This window comes from Verrucomicrobiia bacterium, assembly GCA_035495615.1.
Taxonomy (GTDB): domain Bacteria; phylum Omnitrophota; class Omnitrophia; order Omnitrophales; family Aquincolibacteriaceae; genus DATJFP01.
On record DATJFP010000006.1, the window covers coordinates 1 to 21337 of the forward strand.

Consider the following 21337-nt stretch of genomic DNA (forward strand, 5'->3'; position numbering starts at 1 on the left):
TCCGGCCATGCAGTCCAAGGCCGAAGAAGAGTACGGCAAGATGATGACCTACATCAACAGCCGCAACACGGTCAACCGCAGGAATTTCCTGTGGCCCGCTTACATGGGGCAGATGGTCTCGGCCAATTACACGCAGGAAGGACTTGCCAAAGTCGACCTCGTTTTCAGCGGCCAGCCCGAACAAGTCTTCAAGGCCATGAAGGCCGGAGAAATTTTGCCCGTGGGGCCGACGACGCCGGCCGACATCGCAACTGAATTCCAGGCCCTGACCGAAGCCTCGGAAGACCCGATTCAGGACGGGCAGGACCGTATGGTTTACAAGCGCATCCTGGACCGCTACATGGGCCTTTTGCGCGCCGCTTCGAGCGCCCAAGGCGCGGACGCGCGCCGCGCGTTCATGGAGATCATGAACGGCGGTGAACCTGCTTCCGGCCCGCAGATGAATAACCGCCGCCTGCGTTATGCTCCTCTGGCTGAACAGATGGAAGGCCTTCCCGATAAGGTCGAGCAGCAGATCGCGGGTTCGATCGACGATTTGTTCAAGGCGGAGATGAGAAGTGACGGCGAAATCGATAACGCGCTTACGCAGATCGAAGGAAAATCCGGTAATCCCGCCGGCGCGCGCCTTGCGATCCTGGCGCGCATCAACACGGCCGGATCTTCCCCGGAAGCGGACCGCGTGGTGGCGCGCCTTCTCCCGCGCATGGGCATCGAAGAAGTGCGCGAGATGTTCGCGCTTTATTTTTGGAACCCGCCGGCCAAATTGGAAGCGTACATGCCCGCGGCGCTGGACCGGCTGGAAGAGCTTCTTGCCGGCCGCCCGGCCCGTGATTTTTTTGCGAAGGAATTGACGGGCAGCGCCGCGGACGTGCAGATCATGGCTTCGGCCCTCAGGGTCTCGCCGGTGCTGCGCATCTACCGCGGCGACAATCCGAAATACAAAAACCTGCGCGAAACGCTTCTCGAGATCGCGGGCTCGGACGACGCCGAAGCCGTGCTGGGCGCCTTCCGGTTTGTGCTCGAGCCGTATCAATCTTATCTTGAATTCACGACGCCGGAAAAGCTGGAGGAGATGCGGCGCAGGGGACAGCGGCTCGATCCCGTTTCGGTCGACAACATGAACGACCTCAAGGCGTTCATGCAGCGCATGCTGGACGCGCTTTTCCGCAAGCACGGCTTCAATGTTATGGCTTATCACGCGACGCTGCAGGTCTTCATGCCCTTCTTCCAGGACGGCGGGGCCGCGGTCCTCACGGCGGCCGAATCTCTTTTGCGCAGAAAGCTCCGCGAGGGGACCCTCGAAGCGGGCGATCTCACGGCCGCGCACCGGCTGCTGACGGGCATCGCCTTCATCATGGGATCCGACCTGACCGAACGGCTCGGCATTGTCCGCGGGGGGAAGACGGGCGAAAAGACGCGCTTCGAGCAAATTCTCGAAGAACCGCAGATGAAGCCGCTTTACGAAGCGGCGCAGCGGCGGTGGAAAGCGCCGAAGGCGGCGGATCCGGACAAGGCCGTCGTGCTTCCGGCTTTCAGCGCCGACACGCTGCGCCTTCCGGGGATCCAAAAAGATTTGTACGGGCTCGTGCGGGGCGTTTTGCTCGGGCAGGGCGACGCGTCCACGATTCTTCCGCAGGCGGAAGCAGAGCTGGTGAAACATCATCCGGTGCTTGCGGGGCAAAGCCTGGCGAATAAAAGCCCGTTGGATCTGGCGTTGAAACTCGCGGACACCCGCAGCGCGTATCAAAACAACCTGAAGATCGCGGCCGCGAACGTCGCGGAAATCGCGATGATGCTCAATCACGCCGAAAGCAGCATGGGCGCGAGGCGCTTTGTGACGAATGCGATCGTTCCCATCAAGGGACTCGACGGAACCACGGAGTACCAGAACTTCGACCTGCTGCTCATGGAAGGCGGCGAGATCAAAGGCGCCTACGTCGTCGAGAAACCGCCCACGCATTATGACTTCGAAGACAATCCGGACCGCGAACGCATCGACACCGCGGCGGGGCTCGCCTGGCAATTTGAGCGGTTGAAACAGCATCCGGACCTCCTGCCCGCGGGCATCACGCTCGCGGCGGACGCCAAATTCCAGATCCTGTCGTTTGATCCTCGGCCCGGCCTGCCCATGGCGCCGCTGGAGAGCTTGATCCAAAGCATTCCCGGCACGAACGAATCTCTCGGCCGTCTCAAAACGATTCTCCTCGACGCCTTCAAAGACCTGAAGACCCGGGCCGCGGCCGTTCCGCTGCGCGACAACCTGGATGCCAAGTCCGCCCAGAACGGCATGGGCGTTCTCGGGACGGCCTTCGCGTCCCTGGCCGCCGATGTCGCCTTATTAATAGAAAGCGGGGTGCTTACCCGGCCCAAGGCGCTCGAGAGCAGGCAGCTCAATGAGCTTTTGGACCTGATGGACGGTTATTACGGCAAATACTTCCGGTCGGCCTTCGGCGCGCTGAGCTCGGCGCAGACCGAGGCCCTTCAGGGCACGGTTCCGGTCCTGGCCATGCTTCCGGCCGCTCCGGCCAAATACACGGAGCTGATGCAGACCCTGACCAGCCGCAATTATTCCGACTACCATCAGGAAAGGGAAAGGACCTCCATCCTGGGGATCGCGCCTGAAGTCGCGGACAAGATGACGTTCGAGCAAATGTCTTTTGTCTCGCCCGAAACCCTTTTGAAATTCGCGGGCGAACGGATCGCTGCCAAAAAACTTGCGGGAACGCCGCTCCTGGCGGAAGAGGCCGCCCTGGATTCCGGCGAACATGCCGTGGCCACGGCCAACCTTTACACGGGCACGAAGATCGGCGGGTTCGACGCGCTCGAGCTGGACATCCTGCGTTCGCTCCTCCAGAAAATGCTTTTCGCGCAGCAGCGCGTCGCAAGCGGGCAATCCGGCGAGCAGGCCAATTTCGACAAGGCCGCGGCCGCGCTCGCTTATTACGTGGCGCAGCGCAATGCCACGGCGCGCCGTGAGATCGTCGTGCCGCTTTTCCGGCAGATGGCGGCGCGCGGCAATTACCATTTTGACGCCGTGTCGAAAACGCTGGCCCGGGTGTCGCAGCTCAAGCCCGCGAATCCGCCGCCGGCATGGGAAGCCGCGGCCCATCTCGTGGCCCGAGCGCAGATCATCCAGGACACGGAGATAGACGCCCAGGTCCGCGCCGCGCTGCTCTATGACGCGGACCTTGCCAAATCATCCGTGAAAACAGACGCGGCCGCCAAAGAGCCGCATCTGTGGGCGCTTGCTCCGGGAAATGCCGCGCTGCTGGACCAGATCACGAATCCGGACCTCGAATACTTGAGAAAGCCCGCGCTTCCGCCGGAAGACGCCGCCGTGCAAAGCGAGGTGGAAGCGCTTCTCGACGAGGAATTGACCAAGACTGAATTGCGTTCCCAGGAAGAAATAGACGCCTTCATTACCAAGGTGGAACAGGCGGCGGGCGATCCGGCCGCGGGCCGCCTGGCGCTGATGCGCGAACTCAACCGCCCCGAAAAAACGCAGGGCGTGCTGAAGACAAAGGCCGAGGCCCTGAGTGTCGGCGTGATCGGCCGCATGACGCATATTTCGGAAGTTCTCGATTACGCGATGCTGGTCATGAAAGACCTTTCGGTGCCGGTCCCGATGTTCAACTACCAGGCCCAGGCCGTGAAAAAGTTAAACGCTTTGCTCGCGGACGAAAACGGTCAGGGCGAATTGACGCAGCTTCTCACGGAGCGCGCGGGAGCGGCGGATGCGCTCGGTTATATCCTGGGCGTCGTCAGCGAACCGATTTACGACGACAAAAATCCGGCGTATGAAAATTTCCGCAATGCCGTCCGAAGGCTCGCTTTATCCGAAGATCCGAGAGAGGTGCGCGCGGCTTTCCATTTGATCGGAAGGATTTGGGGCGACATGGCGCGCTCCCTGAAGGTGCCCGGCCTCGATAACTCGGTGCGCGGGCCCATGGAGCAGTTTGTAAAAAACCTCGAGGCTTTTACCCAGGATCTATTTACCCGCCGTTATTATCAGTTCGGCTTTGATGCGTCCCGGCATTCCGGCATGAAGCTCATCGCGGGCATGCCGATTCAGGATCCTCTCAAGGTGGTCATTCCCGCCGTGGCGGCGGCGTTTGCCGACCGCTTGAGGGACGGCAAAACAGAGGAAGGCGAACGGCCCGCGGCCGTGCGCCATCTCCGGGACTTGTCCTACATGGTCGCGGGCAGCATGGACCAGAGCGACGTGATCATCTCGATAAACCATCCCAAGAAGAAATCGATCATCGATCAGGTCGTCGACGACTGGGACGGCATGAAGGCGCTTTACGAACAGGCCCAGCAGCGCTGGAAGGCCGCGAAGGCGCCGCGCCCCGTAAAGGTCCTGACCGACCAGGAACTTCAAGACGAGGTTTTTCAGCAGGATCTCTTTGCCGCGATGGATCAGCTTTTCAACCGGTTCGCCCAGGGCGAGGTGCCCGGCGCCGCGTCTTTCGGAGCGGCCGACAGAATGTATGAAATTCCGAGCGTCGATCTGGTTAAAAAGATCGTCAAGGCCCGCCCCGCATGGCTCACCCTGCCGGCGGAATTCGCCGACGCCGACATGACTAAAGCCAACGTGGACACGGCCGTCGAAAAGGCCTACCTGCAGCGCGATTTCATGCACGGCATCCATTCTTTCAACAGCGCGCTTGGGCAGTTCGCGATGCGCCTCACGAATCCCGCGGCGCGCTACCGCTTCAATGTCCTGTTGAAGGTCAAAAATCCCGTGACCGGCGCGGAAGAAATGCATCGCGCGGACATGGCCGAGATTTCCGACAGCGGCGAGATCCAGAAATTGATCTTCTTCGAGCCGGGGCCTCTCGACATTTCTTTTATTCCCGATTACGAAGGCGAATACCGCCGGAGGATCGGCGGGCACCTGGCCGTGCTCTCGCAGGCGGGGCTGAAAAAAGAAGTCAAAACGGAATTCTATTCCTTGAAACCCGACACGCACGATTATGAAACACAGAAATTTCCCGGCCTGGAAAACAAGGACATCCGCTTCTTCACCCTCGACAGTCTCCTTGACCGGCTCACGGCGTCCGACCTGCTGGACGCGCGCGGCAAGCAGGTGATGGCGTCTTACCGTGAATTTCTCAAGAAAATCACGGCGGAACCGGTCCGGGAACAGCCCGTCGGTTACTACACCGCAGGCGTGACATTCCTGAAAGTGTATCGCGCCAATTTCGAGCATGCGACCGAAGCCGTGCTGGAGCGGATGAAAGGAAGGCCTGCGGGAGAGATCCAGCAGGAGGCGCTCACCCGCTACCGGCAGATGATCCAGGTCATGCAGGCGTTCGCAGGGCCGGCCATTCCGGCGTTCATGCAAAAACCGACCGGCAGCGGCGCGCAGAAAATCACGGATCATACGGCGCAGATCGTGGTTGACCTGAAAGGGCATGCGTACCAGGGCCGGGAAAGCAACGTCTACGATGCCTCGGCCAAAACCCACCGCAACCAGTACAAGGAAAAAATCGCGATCCAGGCGCCGCAGCAGTTTTACCGTACGGTGGTGCTCGGAGTGGATAAATGGCGTCCCGAATTAAGGGCCGGGAAAGCGGCGACGGCGTCGTCCCTCGACGATGCCGCGGCGGCCCGCGCGTTTTGGAATCTTGCCCACATGCCGCGTCCCTTGCTCGGGGCCGGCGAGAAAGCGAAACTCGAAGGGCTTGTCAAAAAAGTACTGGCCGCGACGGCGGCGGAAAGCCCGGCCGCGGAAGAAACCCTCAAGCAGTTTTTGGCGGGCAGGAACGGAGGCATCCGCGCGGATGAAGCGCAGCGGATTCTCATCGAGGCCACGCTGCGGCAGACATATCCGGCGAACAATGTTCACCGTTTGTTCCAGATCCTCGTGGATGCAAGAACTCAGACCCCCGCCGCAACACCCGGAACGGTTCTGACGCGGCTGCTGACATCGCTGGACGCTTCAGAGCGCGACGCGCAAACCGCCGCGGGCCAGAATTTCTTCCGTACTTCCGTCCTGCTTCATACCGCCACCCAGACGGGAAGGGACTTGAATGCAATTTTTATGTCCGGGGGAGCCGTTCAGACGATCGCGGCCTATTTCCCCTTCGAGGCCCTCGTGTCGCGGATTGCGGGAGGGCAATTTCTTGAAAAGCACGGTTTCGTAGGAATCGAGGAACGCCTCAAAAATTTGCCCGAGCTTCCGGCGGAGCTTCAGGATTTCAAGCCCCTGGTCCTTCACCTCCGGACCGGCGGCCCCCTGGATGCCCGCCTGCAAACACTCTATGAAGGCCTGCGCACCAATCATGGCTTGCGGCTGCGCGTCCTGGATGAGCTTGCTTCGAAAATGACATTCGCGCCCGACGCGGAAATGCCGGCTTTGTCGGCAGCCGCCATGAAAGTCATGGCGGAGTTCAAAACGCCGCAGGAATACCTTGATTTCGCCCAATGGAGCCTTGGCGCATGGCTGTCCAGCCGCAGCCGGTTTTCCTATGACGCCGTCGAACCGGTTTTTCTCAAGCTTAACGAGGTCTTGAAGACGCCGGAGGGTAAAGCGGAATTCGGCGCCGCGCTGGCCGGAAAAAGTATCTGGAATCAAATTCTGTGGCCGCATTGGATCCACGCTTCCCTCGACCTGTCGCGTCCCGAGTATGCCGCTATCAAAGAGGCTTTGATTGAAAATGCCGCCGGCACGGATCCCCGCACAGCCTTCGCGGCGCTGCATCTTCTCATCCTCTATTTTGATTTCAACGACCTTTATGAAAAAGAAAAAAATAAAACCGTCATTTCACGCGACGGCCAAAGGGCCGTCCTGCGCGATCTTGTGAAGAAATGGATCCAGACCCGGGCCTGGAAATTCGACGACATGGCGTTTTTCTTCGAAATTATCGCAAGCCAGCTCGATTGGAGCCTGGGTTACATGGCGTATGTCTTTGAAGAGGAATTCCGCGCGGCAGCCGCGGCGGAGACGGACGCCTCGGCCGTCCGGCGGATCGCGGCGGACCTCGACCGGCTGGTGCGGTGGCTGGGATTGCAGAACGAAATCTTTTCCGAAACCGGCGGTAAAACCATCAGAATCAATCAGGCCGACATCATTCTCAAGACAGACGCGGCAGGCGAGACGCGTTTCGGACGCATCGTGAAAGAAAGGGAAGAAGAGATCTCGCGGAACCGTTTCAGGCGCGACTATGACCTCGATTCGCCGGCCCTGCAGAAAGATTTCTATGCCTTGACCGGCGCCGCGATCCGGGAAATCGAAAAAACAAACGGCGCGCATTTCATGGCGCAGTTTCCTCTTTTTGAGACGGTTTTGGAAACGCTGAAGCGCCCGGAGATCAGCGGATTTCATCCGGTCTTCAAGGACGCGGATTTTTCCGCGGCCGGCCCGCTGCGCGGCCGTCTCGAAGCCCAATACGAGCGGCACAAATACCGGCATGCCGTGGAAACTTCTTACCGCGCCCTGGGCCAGCTGGCCATGCGCCTGACTTATCCCAAGCGGGACATCCGGTTCGACTATCCTCTGGAATTCAAAACGCCTTCCGGCGAATCGTATTCGGTCACCGCGGACGCAGTGATCATCGAAAACGGCAAGATCGACGCAATCCAGTTTTTCCCGCGGGGACCCGGCCCGCTGGACTTCGAAGGCGATCCGCAGGCGGTTTACGTGGAACGGGCGCTCGGCCAGATCGCGCATGCTTACAATCTCGCCAAAAATCCGGATCTTCTCGTCAATGCCGCCATTCCGCTGAACGACAATGCGGCCGTGCGCCTGCACTTCCTCGGTCCGGACATGCGGTACTTTGAAAACAATACGATCGTTTATCCGAAGGGGAATGCGCCAAGCGCACCGGAAGAATACGCGTCGAGTTTCGATCTGGAAGCGCTGCTCCAGACCCGGTTCCTGAAATCAGCCGACAATCCCATCCCCCGCCGCGACGTCATGACGACGGAACTGCTGAGCGCTTACCGTTTCCTCAAAGCCGCGGCGGATCAAATTCCGGCGGACAGGTCTGCGCTCGAAGCCGCGACGACCAGGCTCGCGCTCGCAGGCGACATTTTCAAATACACGCGCATCCTGACGGACGCCAACCTCCGAATCTTGAACAGCGGGACGTCCGGGATCTCGTACGACAAGGGAATGGAATTCACGTTCAACGCCCTGACCCAGGACGTGCACAAGCTTGTCGTGGACAATGACCAGGAGTTTGGACGTTTTGCGCTGGCCAATGTGACGGGCGTGCTTTTACCGCAAGTCGCCGGCGCCAAAGGCGCCATCCACATGCCGGGCGTGGATCAAGTCTATTCGGCCTCGCAGCAGCGCTACGTGCCAGCCCCCGCGGCTTTCGGCGGGCGCGATCTCGGACGTTTTTACGGCGACATGCTCCAGACCATGAAGGCCGTGCCCGTCTCTTCCATCCCGGGAGACCGCTATTATCCCGTGACGGCCAACCAATTCGCCATCGACATGGCCAACAGTTTCGAAAAGATCCAGGTCTGGCAGATGTCCGACGAGGAGAGAAGCATTTTACGCGACTACATCAGAGCCCTGCGTGCGGCCAAGGACGACGCCGAGCGTGCCGCTTACGCCGCGGACCTGAAGCGTTTCGTTCTTTCGCGCAACACCGTGCCGCGCGGCCTCCAGCTTCAGGTTTACCTCATGGAGGCGGAAGCGACGGCCGACACCGCGCGGAAAGGGGACGCGTACAAAACGAAGGTCGAGAATGCGGTAATGAAAGATGTCCTGGGGCCGTCTGAATACAAGCCGGAGATGTTCGTGAAGCTCCAGGCGCTCGAGCAGGCCATCGCCAGCACGGATCCATCCGTCAGCGAGCATGACCGGACCGTCTTCCTTTATCTTTCGCAAATGACCTACGACGAACTCGACCGGCTTTTCACGCAGCCCGGACAGACTTTGAAAGATCTGTGGGGACAGTGGCTGAAGAATTCCACGCTGGACAGGCACAGCCCGAAGGCGCCCATTCTGAATCCCGGCCATGAACGCGCGGAATTCAATCAGATCTTCAACATGGTGGTCGACTGGATCGCGGACGAGAAGGAAGAAAGGATCGGACAGAATCCCTGGCGCGCGAGGCTTACGGAACCGGGCGTGCGCCGCGACGCCGTTGCCGCGTTGAGCACCTTGGCGGAAGCGGCGGCTGCGGGCGGGAATCCGGGCGCCGGAACTTTTCAGATCAACACCATGTCCCCGGTGACTTCGGCCAACCCGCAAGTGCCGCAGCGGTACAAGGATGTCCTGGGAAAAGTTCTGGCCGGCGTGAACAGCGTGGGAGAGATCGCGGATCTCGCCGCGATGTGGAAAGACGAATTGCTCGCTCAGGCCACGCCGGTGCTCGTGCAGAAACTGGACAGCCTTCTCGCCGCGGATCGTGACGACGCCGTGGAACAGCGCCGCGCCTTTGCCGCATCGCTCACCCGGCGCAGCTGGATGCCCGGCGTCTGGGACTCGGTTTTTGCGCGGCTCATCCGCTGGCAATTTTTCGATCCGGACGACAAGCGTTTTTCGAATATCCGCGACACGCTCCTGGAGCTCGCTGCGAGCGACGACGCCCTTGTCGCCTATCAGGCTTTTGCCGTGGCCGGCGATTTCCTGAAATACACCACCGCGAATCCCCAGAACCTCGCCGACAGGATCGATGCCCAGAAATTCCTCGCGCAAATGGAAGCTGCCAGAATGAAAAAGTTCGGATCGGACAGCGCCCGTTACGGCTACATGCTCAGCCTGAATACGCTTTTGAACCGCTATCCGGAGCGTATCGTGCTCGAGCAAAGGCTCAAGGACCTGGCCGATCTCGCGGAATCCCTTTTCACGGCCGACCTGGCTTCGCAGCAAGCCGGCCCGGAGCGCGCCGCCGAGCTGAACGACTGGATTTACATCATGGCTTATAACTCGAGGATGGATCCCAAGACCGTGCTGCTGACGGACAACGGCGGACAAACGCGTTACGACCGCGCGGCGGAAAAGAAAATCGAACCGCGCGGTGCGGAAGAAGCGGCCGAAACCGCCCCGCACGCGGAACTGAGAACCAAGGTCGAACAGGTGCCGCTCGACGAGCGGAGGGCGCTGTTCCAATCCGGCTGGCGCGTCATGCTCGAGCGCGCGAAGGCCGTGCCCGCGCTTGCGGCAAACATCCCGCAGACGGCGCGCGTGTATGCCGCGGTGTTCCAGTCCCTGCAAAAAGCCAAAGTGGTCGGAGAGCCGGATTTCAACGCGGCGATCGACGATCTCTCGCGCATCTCGGGCCTTCCCAAAGAATCGCTGCTGGGCACGCCGGCCGCGGCGGTTCCTAAAAAGAGTCTGATGGACCTGATCCAGGCGCAGGAAGCAAGCCGCTTGTGGAATCTCACGGGCGCGGAAGAGCTGGAACTCACGGAAAGGATCGAGGATTTTGCGTCGGCCCCGGACGATCGCCAGGACGCGGCATGGGGAGACATCCAATCTTACGTGCTCGATTCGAACACCGTGAACCGGCTCATACGGTTGTCTTCATTGGTTCATTACCGGATGGTGTCCGGAAATTTCCCCGCGGCGCGCATCCACAGCGCCATCGGACGCATGGACAGGCTGCGCACCAAGGTCGGCGACAAGCAGCTCGCTGAAGCGGCAAAGCGGGCATCTGCCGGCGAAGCCGAAAACGACGATCTCACGATCACCTTCAAAATGGGCAACTTGCAAAACATCGCGGAAGCCATGTCCGATCCCGCGACCGGTATTTTTGAAACGGTCTATTATATCCGGATGCTCGACAGTTTTTTTTACGCCACGGGCACGGATAAGATGGCCCCCCAAAACATCGGGATCACTCTTGCCGGCCTGGTGGAGAAAGGGCTGGACAGCAATACCAAAGCGGCATGGTTTGCGCTTTACAACGCCGACGCGGTGAAGGCCAAGGCCTCGACGGTCGCGCGCGTGAAGCCGGTGGTCACCGAGGCGCTGCGTCAGCGCAAAATGACGACCGCCTTGAAAACGATCCTGGAATCCGACGAGGAATCCCGCTTCGCGGCCGTCGCGGAGCTTTCCAAAGCCATTTGGCCGCCCGGGTTGGCCGCTCCGGGCACGGCGGCACGCCCGGGAGAGCCTGTTTTTGCCGAGGCGCTCACGAGCATGAAGAAGGTAAGCGAAATCCTCCGCCTTGTACGCACCATCGACGAGCTGAGCGGAAGAGGGCTGTCTTACAATCCCACGCCCGTGCTGAAAGGGCTCGACGGCATGCTCGCTACCGAAGAGGGCGTGCGCGAATTCGAAGAACTTATCCGCGGGAACAACTGGGTGGACCTGCAGATGATCGGCCCGCTGAATTTCGCCCTCAATACACCGATCAGCGCGTACCCGCATTTCACGGCCGCGGTGCGCCGGCTTGCGACAAGCGGCGAACCCGCGCTCGTCATCGCGGCATTCAATATCATCATCAATTACCGGGAGCGCATCGCCTCCATGGAAAGGGCCGCCGGAGGTTCCGTGCCGGCCTTTGTCGTCACCATGCGCCAGGCCATGGACGCTTTCGCGCGCGACGTGTTCATGTCCCTGGTGCGCGAGTATGGATTCAGGGCGGAAATCTACCAGCCGCTTCTGTCCGATTTTTACGCGCAGCTGGTCAGGAATTTTCCAGACTTCGAAGACTGGATCCGGGACGCGGCCGCGGATGTCTTCCGCAAAGGACTGGAAACGTCCGACCCCGTGAATTCCGATTACGGCAGATTCGTCCGCACCATGGTCTCCGTCGCGGCGGCCAACGGACAGACAAGCGACCGCTTCCTGGGCGTTTCTCAGGGAGAAAATATTTTTGAGAGGATTCTGAAGGAGACGGCGCCCGGCACGGCCGCGGCATGGCGCGGGCGGTATGAAGAAATCCGCCTGGCGGAAAGAAAAAGGCTGGAAGACCCGCAGATGCAGAAAGACCTTTTTGCGATCGTGGGGCGCGCGGTGAGCCATTACGAAAAAATGCGTTCTCATTTTCCCGCGCGGTTCGAGGACGTGCTCCCGCAGCTCATCGAGCCGCGTTCGTACTCCTTTCATCCGGATCTCGCGGATCTCCAGGTCGCACCGGACAGCCTGCTTCGGGAACAGTTTTATCTTCAGTTCCTCCGCCACCAATACCTGAACCGCCTTCAGGGCGCGTACAGCAGCACGGCGCAGGCCGTGATGCGTCTCATCGGCCATGGGGCCGGCGTGACTTCCGATTATCTGATGAGGCTCAAGGATCCGTCGGGCGATGCGGCCAAAACTTACACGCTCAAGGCGGACGCGGCCGGGCGCACGCCGGGCGGCGTTCACAGCCTGTATTTCACGCCCATCGGCTACACCGCGTTTTCATTCCTAGGCCAGGAAGAAGCCAAACAGAAATACCGCCGGGAAACCGAAGCGCTGCTCACCAACATCGCGCGCCTTTACAAGACGCCCGGCATTTCCAAAGACGGCGTCGATTTCGGGAAGACCGCGGTCTTTTACGTCCTGCCGCTCGGCAGCGACAGGCACGAAGGCGAGGGCATGGCGAACATGCTGCCGGAAATCCAAACGCCGACGCTGCTTTTCAGCCTGCGTGAAATGGTGGAAAAATTCAACCGTGAAGACAACCGCAAGCTTTGGCAGAGCACCATGCCCGCGCATGAGGCCGCGCTGGAAAAAGTTTATGCCGCTTTGCCGCCGGGAACCCAGGATCATTATGGGCTGGCCCTTGAAATTGCCCAGAACGTGCTGCCGTTCCTGCGCACGGTCAACAACGGCGAAGGAAACGCGGCTCAACTGGAAGAAGTGAACGAGCGCCTGGACCTCGTCCGTCAGGCCGCGGACGTGATGCGCCTTTCGCGCGAACTGAGCCTGGCGCTGGAGCTGCCGCAGTCCCGCCAGATGCAGCAAACGCCCACGGCCGGGGGACAGACCGCGATCGAAGATCTCATCCGGAGCAACCTGGTAAATCTGAACGGCCTCGTCCAGGAAATCCTGCTTCCTCTGGCCGATGCCGGCACGGCCAAGCCCGCGGCCGCGATCCGCCAGAAGATCGGCCGCATGCAGCAGGACCTGCGCGACCTGCAGAACCGCCTGGATGCCCAGTTCGGCACGCAGCTTGGAAGTTATTATCAATTCTATCCCGCGTCGATGCATGCCTATTTCGATCCCGCGCAGGATAAATATGTGGACGACGACGCCCGCACTTTTGCGCTCGAAACGCAGCCGGATTATCACAAGGCCGCTCTCGACAAGATCGTGCGCGATTCCATGGCAGTCCCGGCCCCTGGGCCTTCCGCCAAACCGGAGCTGCGCATGAACGTGGTGGACGCGGCTTTCGTGGGGCCCGCTTATGCCGTGACCGCGCTCAACCGCTCGGCCGACCAGACGCTTTACCATCTGACACCGGGCGAGAAAAAGAACATCGAAGACGGCGTGGCGGCGGTCTACGCGGCGGGGGACGCGGGAGTCCGGGCACGCAGGGCCAAGGCGCTCAGCAATTATGTTTATCTCGGCGAAAACGTGGAAAGCAAGAGGACGTGGCTCGCCACCGCATGGAGAAGCGTTCCGATGCGGGGAGATTACAGCGCGGAGCAGCTGTCGGCCGCGCGTCCTTTCATCGGAGGCATCCTGCAGGCGCGCGAAGGCGGGCAGCCGGGCCTGGCGGGTATTTTGACGGGACTTCAAGTCATTCAGGAAGCGCTGGATCAGGGCGGGCTCACGGAAACGGAAAAAATCATCCTGGGCCACATGATGACCTATGAAATGACGTCGCTTCTCGCTCCCTCCATGCAGGACGGCAAAATAATCTTTCCCGAAATCCGGAATAAAAAGATCAGCTATTTTCTTTCCCTGGCACGCGAACATTTCCTGGTAGAGAAAGCCAATCCGCCTCCGGCCAGGCCCGAAGAACAGAGCCCGGACCGTAAACAGATTTTCAGGCTGGTGAGCCAGCTGGTTCAGAACAAGAACCTCGACGAAGGCGGCCGCAAACTCGCGTCCGACGAACGGGACGCGATGACCCGGACCTTGAAAGATTTCGCGGAGCAGTCCCAGGACCATCGTTACATGATCCTGGCGGCCATGGAAGGATTCAAAGACAGCGGCGGCACCGATTTTTTCACGCGCGCGCAGCCCGTTTTCGCGGCGGTGGCTTCCACCATGAATACGCCCGACGAAATCCTGATCTGGGGCGCGCATCTGTTTTTCCTCCGGATCAGCGACCCGGTGCGGCACGCGGCCATGCCCGTCGTCGAACGCCTGGATGCTCTTCTGGCCGACCCGGAGCAGGCCGCGAAGTTCAACACGATCCTGCGCGACAGTGTGTGGGCGCGCATTGTCTGGGGAGCGCTTTTCATGGGCAGGGAAGACCAGGTGGTGCGGCTCGGCAACCTCCGCAAGCTGATCTTCGAAAATCTCAAGTCCAAGGACAATATCCTGCTCGACCGGACCCTGTCGCTCATCGCCTTTCTTTTGTCGCAGGCCCAGGATAACAAGAAAAAGACGAAGCTTCGGGTTTACGTGCGGGAAATCGTCCAGGAGATGGTCAAGGCACACGGCACGGACATCGACAGCATTGCCGGCGTCATCGCCATCAATTACGCGGACAACGTGACTTGGAACCTTTTCCGCGATACGCTCGCGGAAGAATTCCGCAAAGCCGCGGCCTCGGGCGCCGTTCCCGATTATAAGAAAGCCGACCGCTGGATGCGGGCCCTGATCGCCGAGCACGGCAATCGCACGTCCGACGTTGCCGCCGAAATCGCCAAGGCCCTGGACCTTGATTCTAGCGGCCGTTCGATTTTCCAGCGCATCGTGGAAGACGCGGCCCGTCAAGCGCCGGCCGGAGAAAAGGCGCCGAAAAAGAAGAGCGCGGATTTCGATTTGAACGCTCAAGCCGTGCAGCAGGACCTTTTCATGATGGTGCGCAGCGTAGTCCGGCTTTTCGAAAAGGAAAACAACCGTTTCCCCGATTTCAGCGAAGTCCTCCAGAAGCTTCGCGATAACCGCGACGCGATCGACGGCTATCCCCCCACGGAAAACGCGGACCTGAATTCCGCGGACAGCGATTTTGTCCGGCAGTTCGAACTCCAATACGAGCGCCTCCGCTGGGAAAGGCGCCTTGACCATGTCCAGCTCATGGCCGGACAGCTGGCAACCGCCATCCAGGTCCTCCCGGAAGCCGACATGAAGTTCAATTACGCCGTGCGCATGAAAGTCGGCGACGGCTCCGCCGCGACCACGATTCTTATTCCCGTGGTTTATGTCGGGCCCGACGGCAGGATCAAGCAGATGGGCACGTATAACATGGGGCTGAAGGATTTTGCCTTTGAAAGCGATGCGGCCTCGGTGCATGAAGAGGAACTCGATTCCCTGATTTTCCTGAGCTCGAGGCTGCAGAACCAGCACGGTCTCGTCGAGCCGGTGGCCTGGGACAATACGGAATTCAAAGTGGGCTTTTTCGGGCCGCGCAGCGAACAGGCCGTGGACGTCACCAAGGTGCCGGCGCCGCTCAAGACCAACATCACGTTTGCCCGCCACGAATTGAATGGGGAGATCGGCAAAAAACTGCAGCTGCATCTCATGGATATGTGGGAGAAGATTTCCACCGCGGACCTCGCGGCGGTGAAAAAATTCAACCGCCGGATGGAAGGGCTGGAACGGGCTTACTCGGCCATGCTCCAGGCCCGCCTCTACAGCCGGCTCCTATACCAAAAAGGGCAGACGGATACCGCCGGCCCGGCCATCACCGACCAGCTTCTCGAGCGTTACATGGTCCCTCTTACCGAAGGCGCGGAGATGGACGCTCTTGACCGCGGCGTTTTGGAACCGGAAGAAGCGCGCCTTCGGGACCTTTTGCGCGCACAAAGCGATAATGCCTCCGCGCCGCTGCACGGTCTTTTGCCGGCCGATCCCGGAGGCTTCTTTTACGACGCCGCGGAAAAACGCTACCGCTCATTCGACGAAGCCGGAAAAATCGTGGATGAAGACCGGCACGAACTTCCGGTGCAGGTGCTGCGCGATACGGCCAAGGCCGAATTGCGCACGGCGGCGCCGGTTGATTACGAAGGCAGCCGGCAATTCGGCTACTGGAACGCCAACCGGCGCAAGACGCCGCATTGGAATCTCCAGGCGGAAGAAAAGCAGATCCTCGACCTGATCGTCAAGCGGCTCGTAAGCTCTAAAACGGACGCGGAACGCCTGCGGCATCTCCAAAGCCTTTATCGTTACATCCCGATGCATGACGGCCGCGAAGACGGCCTGGGCCGGGAAATGGTGTCCTCCATCCCGCAGAACAAAAGGATCGCGCGCAACTTTTATGCTTACGCGGCACTCGCGCGCGAAATCTATCAGGGCGATTACACGGTCGAGCAGATCAAAGAAGCGGACAGCCTGCTGGCCATGTTCAAAAGCCACAGCAAACCGGCCTCGGAACCGGTGCCCCTCGATATTTCGCCGCTGGTCTTCCTGCAGAATTTTCAAATGGTCGAGCAGGCGCTGCGGGACCTGCCGGAAGACATGGGCACGATCACCTGGAAAAGCGGTCTGTCGGTCATGTACCGGTCCTATCACGCAAACAAGCGCGAGGACGCGGCCGTCCTGCTCAGCGAAGCCAAAGAGCAGCTTACGCATCCGGACGTTTCGCGTTACGCGGGAAGCGTCGAAGAACGGCAAAAATGGCGGGACATCACCGCCGCGATCCAGAAGACCGATCTCGGACGAACCGTGGAGTACCGCCTTCAGCGGCTCCAGCCGCTTTTCAAAGACGCGTCCCAGAAGCAGGCGATCCTGGAAGGGCTTGCTTCGCTTACCGACGCGTGGAAGCAATATCCGGAAGCCGCGCGCTGGGCCATTTTCGAAATACTCAGCCGGGACCTGCGCGGCAAAACCTCGAATTTCGAAAATGCCGCGCTGGAAGGCTACAAGACCGCAATCGCTTTCCTCGCCGAGCGCGCGGACAGCGTCGATGAAATTTATCGTTATGCCGAATGGATGGCGGCCGCCTGGCCGACGAAGACGTTCGCGCTTCCTGCGTCTTACTATGCTCTCGGGCCTCTGCTGGATCGTCTGGAAAATCTCCTGGCGGCCGAAGAGCCGGCGGGCGGGACCCAGCACCGCGACGCTTTCCTGCGGCTTTTGGGATCCCGCATGACGTCCGCCCAGACGTGGGCTACGCTTCTCGGCAGCCATGCCGGCAAGACGGTCCTCGAGTATCCCACGCTGCGGAAAATCATCACGGAAGCCGCCGCAAGCGACAAGGGAGGCGTGGCCGCGCAGGCCTTTGCTTTGGTCCAATCCCGTTTCATCAATGAGTCCGCGGCCGCGGGAAAAAGGCCGATTGCCGAGGCGCTTGTTCCCGTCATGCTCGAAAAGGTGCTGGAGAAGTACGGTCTCGAGACGGAAAAATATTATTACCTGCTGCATTTGAACTATGTCGCGTTTCCCGACCCGAAAAAACTGCTTCCCGCCGCCCTGGAAAAAGAATTCCGCAAAAGATGGGACGCCGGCGAAACGCCCGATCCCCAAAAAGTGGAGCGCGTGCTGCGCGTCCTGGGCGTGCTGTTCCCGACGCAGACGGACGTAGAAGCGGAAATCAAGGAGATGCTCGGAACCGATGCCAAAGGCAAGAGCCGGTTCCAGAGAATTGCAGAAGCGCATGCTGGTGCGGCGCCGGTCTCCAGCCTTCAGTGGGACCTCCAGGCCATCGTGCGGACGGCTTCTGAGGACTTGGAAAAAGCCGAGAAAAAACGTCCCGAATTCGACGACGTGGCCGCGCTTCTTCAGCTCGAGCCGGAACGCTGGAACCGCCATCCTCAGCTGCGGGAAGAGTCCCTGACCGAAGGTTCCGGCCTGTATCAGCGCATCCAAGCCGCGTGGGAAGAACTGGAGAGGCAAAGGCTTCTCGAACGCTCCTTCCGCAGGCTGGGCCAGATCGTGCTGCTCATGGCCGAGCCGGACGGCAATTGGGGCTTTGACGTCGACGCCGAATGGCGCGAAGGGCTTGCGCCGGGCGAAGTGCCGCCGCATTATCAAATAGACGCCGTACAGATGGACCCCACGACGCACGCCATTGCCAAGGTCGGGCATTTTCCGGCGGGATTCATTCCGTACCGCGAAGACGCCGAGAGGCGGTTCGTGGAAGAAACGCTCGGGACTTTCGAACTCATGGGCAAATTGAGATCCGAAAAAGCCCTGACGACCCAAGTTCTGGCCACGCTGCTCTTTTTGAACCCGCGCATTGAGGACGTCAAGGCCACAGTCCTGGGTTCGAAATTCGATGAGCTCGATACCGCCGCCTATATTGCCCAAAACGTACGCCAGCCCATGATCAAGCATTTGGCTGTGCCGCTGCAGCAGGTCTATGCGGTGCTGCGCGAACAGGCCACGACGCGCGGCCAAGGCAATCTCACGCTCGACCAGCTCAAGGTCCTCGACGAAGCGCTCGGGCTTGCGCGCCTTTTCCTGAATGCGCACGTGCGCGAACTCTTCATCTACCAGACTCCGAATGCGAAAAGAACGAATGCCATTGCTGCGGAATTCGAGGTGGTTCTCAAAAGGATGGTGCTTGCGGCGGCGACGGGCGTCAATCCCGACGCGGACGCCACCCGGGACGGCTTTGCCAGCTCGAAGGAAAACGTGGAGCTCCTCAAACAGCAGTTGCTGCCGGCCCTTCGCGATACCTACGGCGGCCCGGAAGCGCTGGACACTTATCTCGACCTGAGGGCGGACAAATATGTGCCTTCGTCCCATAGGCCCGTGCCGCTCACGGATATTTCCAAAGCGCCGCGGCCGCAGACCTACGAAGCTTACAGCGAGGCCTTTAAGTTTTACGCGCGGGCGGGAGTAAAATATTGGAGCCTTTCGGGAGAAGAAAAAGCCCAGATCCTTTCACTCGTGCAGGCCCTGCTGTCCGCCGCGAACGACGCGGACCGTTCGAAGGCGGTTGCCGACCTGCGGTTTTACGTTTCCTTGAGCAACTCGCTCCCCAGAAAACATTTCGCACTGATCACGCTGCGTACGGAGGTCCAGCGCCGCGATTACGATTTCGAGGCGATCCAGAAAGCCCAGGGCGAGCTCGCCAAGGCCTTTCCGGATGATGCGAATAAAACCATCGAAGCCATTCTCTACGAAGTCAGCGTGCTCCTGCAGGCGGGCCGGGACCCATCGCTTTCCAGCCAGGAAAGGCTCCTGCTGCAGGCCAAAGCGGATTTTCACATGACCGTCGCCAAGAACGCGGAGAAAACCGCGGGAAGAGAAGCCGCCTTCCAGGAGTGGCTCGATAAACTGGATACCTCCATTCCTCTGGCCTACTACGGGAATGCGACCGTGGACGTCAATCAGCTCACGACTCTTCCCGGACTCGAACCGCTTTTCAAAAAAGCGCTCGCCGAAGGGCCGCAAGCCCTGCAGCCTTTCCTCCAGGAATCCTATGCGAACCGCATGGCGGCGATTCTCATGACGCTCGGCGCGCCGCCGGAAGTCCAGCAGCGGTTTGCCAGCGCGGGTCTGATTCAAGCTTCGCTTCAATCATTGAAATCCGCGAAAGAAGTTTTTGAGGCCTTCCAGTGGGTCATGACGCTTCAGCGCATGGGACGTCTTCAGTTCACCCCGCAAAATGCGGGCCTTTACAACCAGATCATGCAAACGCTTGTCAAAGGGCTGAACGAGGCGCTAAAAAAACCTTCGGAGGCGGAGGAGTTCCGGAAACTGATGATTTCAAGGGCCCACACGCATATTTTGATCATGTCACTCATCGAGTCCCAGACCCGGATGATCTTCACCGACGGCGGAGATCAATATGCGCCGATCAAGGATTTTTTCCTCGAAAGCGCCCGGAGCAGCGACCCGCGCGTCGCGGTCAAGGCTTTTGCCGCGATTCACCGGATCCTGGACAACTCGCGGCTCCTTCTGAGCCCGCGTTCGCCGATGCCGATTCCTCCGAAAGACAGGCCGAAGCTGGAAGAGATCATCCGCAGCCTCGAAGACTTCCTGCTCCTCATGTCGGCCGAAGTCTTCACCGCCTATGGGCCGGATTCGAGCCAGTATCACGCGCTTTTTTCAGAATTCGTATCGCTTCTGCCGCAGAATTTCCAAGGGCTGGTCTCGCTGGCCGTCCAAATCGCGCTTAAGAAGGACGCCTCTCAATATGCCCGTTTCTTCAGCGCGCTGGCGGCCCTGAAAGGGCTGAAGGCGGCAGACCGTGACGCGATTCTCGGGGTCAGAGGCGCAAACGAAACCTTTTTCCATTATGCCGTGACGCGCACCGAATTGCGCGGCGCCGAGCCCCAAGCCCCGCGGCCGGCCGCGTCCGCGACGTTGGACCAGGTGCTGGAACGCGCCGTGGCTTATCTGCTCCAGGAACGCGTCCCGTCTTCGATTTTCCGCGCGGAACTTCGCGACCTTGTGGCCGCGCGCGGCAACGAAGCCCTGGACGTGCTGGCCCGCCTCGCGGGAGCGGTCGAAACCGAAGCGTTCGCCCAGGAAGTTTTGTCCGCCCAGCTGCCGGCCTGGCGCGACCCGCGGATCATCCGCGCCATGCAGCGCATGACCGAAAGCCTCCGCAATCGCGGCCTTGGATTTTCCAGCCAGGCGTCCGACGTGGTGTTCGTGGTGCACGAGCTGCCGTCCTTGGACCTCATGCTCAGCATTCTGGAATCGCTGCCTGCCTTGAACATCCTTGTCGTCTGGACGCCGGCGGAAGGTTTCGACGGCCTGGACGCGGAGCGCGTGCGCGAGGTCGAGGCCCGGGCCAAACTTTTGGAAGACGAAGTGCACGACAATCTCGGCATGGACGTGAACGGGCGGGAAAAAAGGTTGCAGGTGCGTGTCCCAAAAACTCTGGCCCGCGCGGAAGACGTTTTGAAGACCGCGGACCGCACCCTCTACGATCAGGGCGGCACGGACCGCCGGACCGGTTCTACGGACGCCATCAAAGGCCGTGTGGTCTACATTTATCCCGAGAGCCTGCCCAGCCAGGCGCAATACGAAGAAGCCATGGGCACCGCCAAGACCGTGCGCTATTCGCTGGACAGCGGAGACCGTAATCTTTTCGGAAAGGCCTTCCTATTATTAAAGAGCGCCGCGGAAATCTCCGAAGGCACGCTGAGCACCCTTCTCCGCACCATCCTGGACGGCGAAGGCAAGTACACCTTCCAGGACGAACGCGTCACCGCCGACATGATCGCCGGCCTTCTAGTCCTCGATGCCGAAATCCAACAGCACTTCGCGCAGGCGGCATAAGCGAAGCCAGGCGGCGCATCCCGGACAGAACCATCAAGGTTCTGCCGGACAGTCCCAGCGCAATGGGCGCTGGGGCAGGCGGCGTAACCATCTCCAGAGGCATGCCCTCGCTGCCGATACTCTAGGGCACGATAACTCCTGAAATCGGAG

Annotated in this window: 1 protein-coding gene; it reads left to right on the forward strand. The window is 60.3% G+C overall.

Annotated elements, in window-relative coordinates; genetic code table 11:
* The first annotated feature begins 40 nt into the window (after positions 1 to 40).
* Positions 41 to 21187: a hypothetical protein gene (locus tag VL688_00610; GenBank protein HTL46545.1), complete on the forward strand. Its 21147-nt coding sequence runs from the start codon at positions 41 to 43 to the stop codon at positions 21185 to 21187.
* Positions 21188 to 21337: the final 150 nt, after the last annotated feature.

Excerpts from the sequence above, each read along its gene's own strand:
- VL688_00610 (HTL46545.1), top strand. The coding sequence starts at position 41 with ATGATGACCTACATCAACAGCCGCAACACGGTCAACCGCAGGAATTTC.